The organism is Pantoea sp. LMR881 (assembly GCF_027157825.1).
Lineage (GTDB): Bacteria > Pseudomonadota > Gammaproteobacteria > Enterobacterales > Enterobacteriaceae > Pantoea > Pantoea haifensis.
Map to the genome: position 1 here is coordinate 165,129 of NZ_JAPVOK010000003.1, position 6,609 is coordinate 171,737.

5 protein-coding genes and 1 pseudogene are annotated in these 6,609 nt (G+C 51.8%); 1 reads left to right on the forward strand and 5 read right to left on the reverse strand.

The window, feature by feature from the left end; all coding sequences use genetic code 11:
* Positions 1-11: 11 nt before the first annotated feature.
* Positions 12-1,188 (reverse strand): annotated as a pseudogene (locus O3W44_RS20460) (M20 aminoacylase family protein).
* A 438-nt stretch (positions 1,189-1,626) separates the two neighbouring features.
* On the opposite strand from O3W44_RS20460, the gene O3W44_RS20465 reads away from it, so the two are divergent.
* Positions 1,627-1,797 carry a DUF4174 domain-containing protein gene (locus O3W44_RS20465; RefSeq protein WP_269294591.1) on the forward strand — a complete coding sequence of 57 codons (171 nt, stop codon included), beginning with the start codon at positions 1,627-1,629 and terminating at the stop codon, positions 1,795-1,797.
* 1,018 nt (positions 1,798-2,815) lie between these two features.
* Here the strand turns inward: O3W44_RS20465 and O3W44_RS20470 are convergent.
* From O3W44_RS20470 to O3W44_RS25080, 4 genes are all read right to left on the reverse strand, one after another.
* A complete protein-coding gene (locus tag O3W44_RS20470) occupies positions 2,816-3,109 on the reverse strand; it encodes a hypothetical protein (RefSeq protein WP_269294592.1) in 294 nt (97 codons plus the stop codon).
* A gap of 932 nt (positions 3,110-4,041) precedes the next feature.
* Complete coding sequence (locus O3W44_RS20475) at positions 4,042-4,191, reverse strand: hypothetical protein (protein ID WP_269294593.1); 150 nt, start codon at positions 4,189-4,191, stop codon at positions 4,042-4,044.
* Positions 4,192-4,949: 758 nt separating this feature from the next.
* Complete coding sequence (locus O3W44_RS20480; RefSeq protein WP_269294606.1) at positions 4,950-5,213, reverse strand: tannase/feruloyl esterase family alpha/beta hydrolase; 264 nt, start codon at positions 5,211-5,213, stop codon at positions 4,950-4,952.
* 527 nt (positions 5,214-5,740) lie between these two features.
* Positions 5,741-5,863 (reverse strand): tannase/feruloyl esterase family alpha/beta hydrolase, encoded by a 123-nt coding sequence (locus tag O3W44_RS25080; RefSeq protein WP_442954676.1) that lies wholly within the window; start codon positions 5,861-5,863, stop codon positions 5,741-5,743.
* Between the last annotated feature and the right edge of the window lie 746 nt (positions 5,864-6,609).

Here is a 6,609-nt window from a genome sequence, read left to right on the forward strand (position 1 = left end):
AACCTCACTCATTAACGACAATAAGCTTCAACCAGCTTGACGAAAAAGAGGCGCCGGGCGCAATGATTGCATCGTTGAAATCATATTCCGGGTTATGCACCATACAGCCGCCTTTTTCCCCCGGCATACCGTTACCCAGCAGAAAATAGCTGCCAGGCCTTTTGCTGCAGCATAAAGGCAAAATCTTCACTGCCGGTCGTGGGGGTAACGTCGTTCCCCACCGCCGCTTCACCAAAACATTGCACGGCCAGATTGCGGGCGAAAGCGGTTTGCTCATCTGTGTTTATCAGTACCGGATAGAGTCATAAACCTCTGTTTCACTTTGCGCGCCGTAACTTTGCGCAGTCAGCTCAACGGTTTCCCGGATGCGACGAATCAGCAGCTCACGAACCTCCGGTTTCATTGCCCGCACGGTCAGCTCCATCACAGCACTTTCCGGAATAACATTTGATGCAATGCCTGCCTGTATCGTGCCAACCGTCACAATCGCCGTTTCCCCTGGCGTAACATTGCGGAGACGATGGTTTGCAGCGACATAATTAATGCGGCAGCAGTGACGACAGGATCGATGGTGCGATCGGGATGCGCCCCATGGCCGCCATAGCCTTTAATCGTGATTTTCACCGTATCCGCGGAAGCCATAAAATTGCCGCTGTAGAATCCCAGTTTTCCCGTTGGCATACCCGGCATGTTGTGCAGTGCAAAGACACAATCACAGAGCAAAACGGTCGAATAATCCCTCTTTGATCATCAGATCGGCACCGCCAAGTGCCTCTTCCGCTGGCTGGAAAATCAGATGCACCGTGCCGTTGAACTGACGAAGCTTCGGAAGCTATATAGTGGGCGGCCGCCAGCAAAAGTGTCGTATGGCCGTCATGGCCACAGGCATACATTTTGCCCGGGTGTTTACTGGCCCACTCAAGGCCGGTGGTTTCATGAATGGGCAAGGCATCCATATCGGCCCGCAGCCCAATTTGCTACCGCCGCGTCCTTTGGTGAAGAGCCCACCACGCCCGTTCTGCCGATCGCCCGCGTCACCTGATAGCCATAACTTTCCAGCAGTTCTGCAGCCAGCTGGCTGGTTTCGAACTCTTCCAGGCTTAATTCCGGATGAGCGTGAAGATGACGACGAATAGCCATCATCTCATCTTCCCGGGATTTGATTTCCGGGATAACAAGGTTGGGCATCTGTTTTCCTTAAGAAATTAGCGGTCAGGTTTTCAGACACAAATAGCACAACCCTGTTGCAGCCAACATCTTAAAGTCGGTGATATTGGAAAATGCTATGACAAAGAGAAGAGGAGCCTGCTCCTGATTTTTGCCCCACGGCTTTACTCATTCCACCGCGCTCACTATCCGGCCCTGGGCGTAAATATGCGTTAACAGGCGGTCAGACCGGTTAACTTGCGCTAGCCTTGATACGATGTCCTCCTGTTTACCGAACGTCATAACAGTTCATCATTTCAGTTAAGCGCCGCAGAACGCCAGGAGATAAACGCAATGCTGCATATCCCTTCAGGCTTAGCTGCACAATCCATGATAAGCGTGGCTTGACGCTGGCTTTGCCTGCGCCCTTGTTCGCACTATGTCTGTTGTTATGCCCTGCTGCTCAGGCGGCAGACAACCATGATATTTCGTTCTTTAGCGCCTGATGCTGCCACGCTGAACCAATACCAATGGCATTATCGCCCCGTTGTGATCTTTGCGCCTTCTGAGATCAAGGCTAATTATGTTCAACAGATGGCGATGCTGAAAAAGACCGAAGCTGAGCTGGCTGACCGCGACATTATTGTCTGAGTGATACCGCTCCTGCTGCTCAGGGACAGCTCCGCGCTCAACTTAAGCCCCAGGGTTTTGAAGTTGTGCTGATTGGTAAAGATGGGGGATGAAATTAAGACAGCAAACACCGGTAAGTTCAGCGGTGTTGCTCTCTACCTATTGACAGCATGCCAATGCGTAAGGCGAGCAGGACTGAGCCGTCAGGCGGATAATCAGCGATGACATAAAGGTGCTCACCACATCGTACCCGCCCGCCTTCCTGCCCGACAATCCCCTCCTTCAGATATCACTGATGCCTGAAGGCAACGGAAATAACGACAACGGGATCGCGCTTTCCTTGCGCTACGGTGTCAGCGGCCTGCCATTCGCGATGTCAGGCCGGCACCCAGGTCAGTAAATCAGTTGCGCAATGGTCTGACTGTGTCGCCAGCCCGTGACCATCACACGCCGCGCCTGATGCTTCATTAACGGCGAACAGGTGATCGTCAAAAGCTTAGCGGATCAGAGGCTGCAGGCTGCGCCATGACCCGCAAATACCGGGCTTTTCACTCGCCTGCCTGGACAAATGCTTTCATCATTCTGTGCCATCCGTTGGCACCGGTGGGGTACCGTGTGTATGAAACGTATCGATGGTTTTAATCCCCACGCCTGGCCCTTTTTCGCTCGGTTTCTGTCCACCACAGTTTGCCAGTCCGGTGCCGGTATCAGGCGAGCGCCTGAGTTTGCCAGCTCCACGCGGTTGCCCGCAGGCTCCCAGACATAGAAAGAATGTCCCCTGAATTGCATGCTTGTACAAGGGCCGGTTTCAATGTGCGCCATTTTCGAGGAAATATCGGCTGCGCGCAGGATCTCTTCACGGGTATCTGTGGCCAGGTCACGTGGTGCAGACGTCCGCTGCCACCGCCATGCTCTTCAGTGCAAGCCGGGTCATAGGTTTTATTGTTGATGGTAAACCAGCGGCCACCAATACGGCCGTTATCCAACAGGATCATCTCGGTAACACGCGAACCGGACAGGTTTCCATAAAATTTTAAACTCAGAACGTCTGCTGCCAGCAGGTTAAGGTGATCGAGGCGGCGGGAGAAGCGCCACGACCATGGTAACGTTGCGCCAGATTTTTTTTAACGAGGGCGCTCACCCGCTTCAGCCTGATAGCGTACGGTATCGTAGTAAATTTCAAATATGTGGCCAAAGGATCGGCAAAGCGGAAGGCGCGGCCCTGTCCCTGGTCGTCATCCCCAGCCAATGACCTCATGTTGCTGGCCTCAATAGCCGCAACACGTCGCATCAGCGCCGCTTCCGAGCTGGCACGGTAAGCGATGTGCCCCACACCCGTTGTATGATGACGTGTTGCTTCCAGAGTATGAAATTCATAGTCATCCAGGCACGCAGCCAGGCATGCTTTTCATCCTGGGCGGAGACGGTAAGACCATAGACGTTGACAGAAGAAATCGAGACTCTCCTCAAATTTGTCAGTGTAAATCTCGACATACCAGATGGGCAATATCGTGGCAGGGTTCCGTCATTTGATTTGTCATAGGACCTTCCCTATTTATGCAGGCGTACCCGTATTCTCAGTTTATTTAACATAGGTAAGTTATCTGCCTTTCATCCAATAAAGAGTGGGTTTTACCTTTGAGGTATGAGTTTGTTTATAATGTGACAGCGATAACACGAGGAGGCGCAAAAGAACAGGCAACGCCTGATTCGCAAGCTGTTTCCGGTGGCAGTGGGAGCCTGAGTGCGTCTCAACGGGGTGGCGCAGCGTTCAGAAAAAGCGGGAGTTAAGCCTGAAGCCAAACCGCCCTGTAACGCACCGGGGAAAACCCCAATCCAGGCGTCATATTCAGACTGACGTCAGCGAACATACGGATACTGACAACGAGCATCTGACACAGCAGAAACAGAATAGTGGTTTTCCAGCGGAAGAAAACATCGCAACCGGCCGTAAGGAGAGGGACCCGCCAGCGAACCCTAAATGTTGCTAAATATCCCGCAGCATTGACACGACCGGCGAACCTAATTCCCTGCACGCAAACAGGTGTGCAGTCAGGTAATCATAATATACGCAGGCACCAAATATACCGCTGGGTAAGATATTTGTGTTAACGGTAATATGTCGGTGCTTGCCCTGAAAGATTTCAGTTATTCTTTTAGGCTGTTTCTTTTGCCCGCTATTTGAAAAAACAGGTGACTCAGTACCAGGCGACGAATAAACCACACCAGAACAGCCGGAACAGTGCCGCTCCTGATATTCCGGCTTCAGACTGAATCAATGGCCAGACTTAATAATACTGGCATGACTAACGAATAAATTGTGTTGCCCAGTTGAGTCAGACGTAAATGCGCCAAGACATATCCACCAGGTTCTTTTTCATTTCTGGTGAGTTCAGCGTACCATCCTGCTTTCATTTACCGCCTGCCGTTGGCATACTAAATGAAAAGTCAGCCACCCTTTTCAGGCAACCTTATTTATTATCAGTTAACGACATACGAAGCAGGTTGGCGGAGATGAATAACAGTACTTTTTCGCGGCCTTTGTGATTGCTGTCGCGAGGTGAAATAACAGGATTAAAACAATACCGATTTCATTAATTAAGGGACAAGGAAAAGCCAGTCATTAATATTTATTCACTCAGGCAGGTTTTCTTTATCATGACCTTCACCTCTGCATATAAAATTTAATTGCTGTACACCCCTTTTTCACCCTGATAAAACGGCTCAAACGTTGCATTTCCATAAAGCGTTAATGTCTGCAAAAGATTTTCTGCATGCATCTGTAGCGGTAACCGTCCGCTTTTTTAAGATAAAAAAGCGCCGCAGTCGCGACGCCTTTTACATTATTTCCCGTTTTATTACTGAACTGATAAGGTTGATAAAAACCCGATCCTGCCCAGTCATAGTGTGCATTTACAGGATAATGTTTTTTGTAATAAAGCCGCCTGTTTCACATCACCTTTGCCATTCCATACCGCATATTGCGGGTAGAGGATCCACAGGACGTGATGCGGCGTTGCACGGGATGGTTTCCAGCTTCATATCCGGGTGTTCTTTCAGCGAAGGCTTTCTGCCTGTACTGGGCCAGTTTTTACAGGACCTTTACCGCCCGCGCCGACAGGCTGACCGAAGCTGTTATGCTGCTGCGGTGAGGCCTGCAGGTGGTGACAGCATCAGGTGCCTGCCCTTTTCTGCAGTTCATCTGGCGTCAGGAAATCAGCCAGACTCGGGCCTTCTCCATTTGAGCAGTGATAAACGCCGGGCAATACACACAGACGTTCAAAGCGGCGCTGTGATGCGCCCATCTCCTGACCCAGTGCATGGTGATACGCAATTGAATTAGAGGGAAATGTGCGGATCGGCCAGCCGTGCCAGATGATCAGCTTACCGCCTGCCTGAGCAAACGCGCGCAAATCAGGATTAGTGGCATCATGCAGGCTGTACGGTTGCTCAGCTCATCGAACGTTTTCTGATCGGACTTCCAGCGCGCTGAGCGTAAATGAAAGGTGACGGATTAGTGACAAAATTAACGTAGCGCAGCGAAAGCGAAATCATTGAGCTCATCACTGGCTGGCGCTTTTCTTCAGGAATAAACACACCCCCTGCCAGGCCAGCTCAGAGCCGTACTGCGGCCCACTGACAATCAGTTTACGACCGGTTTTGCCTCGCAGAGCCCGTCGCAAAGTTTCTTCAGCGCAGTAGTTTGCTCCTTGCTCCAGGCATTTTGCCCTCCTGCTGATCCGCGTGGCAGCGCAGCGCGCCTCCAGGTCGGGATGACGACAGCAACAACAATTGGAGCCGGCAATCTGTCTGTCCGTCCAGCGCATCACACTGTTCAGCACCGCCTGATGTATCAATATGGTAGATCCTTCGACGTCCAGTGGCGCAGTTGCCCTCTTTGTCCCGGTTACTCACTACCAGGCGTGATACATCGCGTTCTGCACCTGAAAATTCATGGCTGCGGCTACGCAATGATGCCGGTCTGAAATCCAGCGGGAAACGCTGCTGCTTCCATCAGGGCTTCGCGTCCCCCGTCGGAGCAGCCGTTAAAGTAAGCAAATGCTGCCGGTTTTTGATGGTGCGGCAATGAGTTTTCGCGGCCAGTGCCGTTAAATGTTGCCCACGCCAGGCAAAATCGCTGCGCTTCTGGCGTTTGTTTCCCCAGTCGTTTCTCTTCACTGTTGCCCCATATTTGTTGCCCGCCACGGCAAAGCCGTTGCTGTTAAGCGGCGCGCAACCTGCCCGCTGCGCCTGGCTGTGGCCTGATGGAGCCACACAAGCCGCCGCAGCCTACCTGCATATAACGCAGATTCCAGCCGATCTTGCAGGTAATAAAGGCGAAAACGAATCTCCGGGGCCAGCGTGCCTTCGGCTTTGCACCACTGCGCATTATTCAGTTGTGCCCGCGGCGGTAGTCTCTACCTGGCTGCCTTTACCGCCGATATCAGTCAGGTCGGTAGATTTCAGGCTGTCGCAACCGGTGGCTGGCTTCCGGCATCGCCGAGATCGGCTGCATGCGCATCCGGCGGTATTGAAGCCGCCAGCAGTGACGGCAACTGCAGGCCGTAAAAAGCTTGTTCTTCATAGGGTTTCCTGAATTTCCGGGTGTGACAAGTATAAATTTACTGCGTATTTTCACTGCGAAATCTATTTGTGGAGAAAGTCGGTGTTCAGATAAGCTTCTGTAAGAAAAATATGTGGCCTGCTCACTGGCAAAACCGTTCCGATTATTAAACCGGCTATCATCATGCACAGTAGGGCGCGGGATCGGCTGTTATGGCCCTTTCGCTTGCATGAGCAGGCAGAAAAAGCATTGATCAGTGAAGCGGCTGT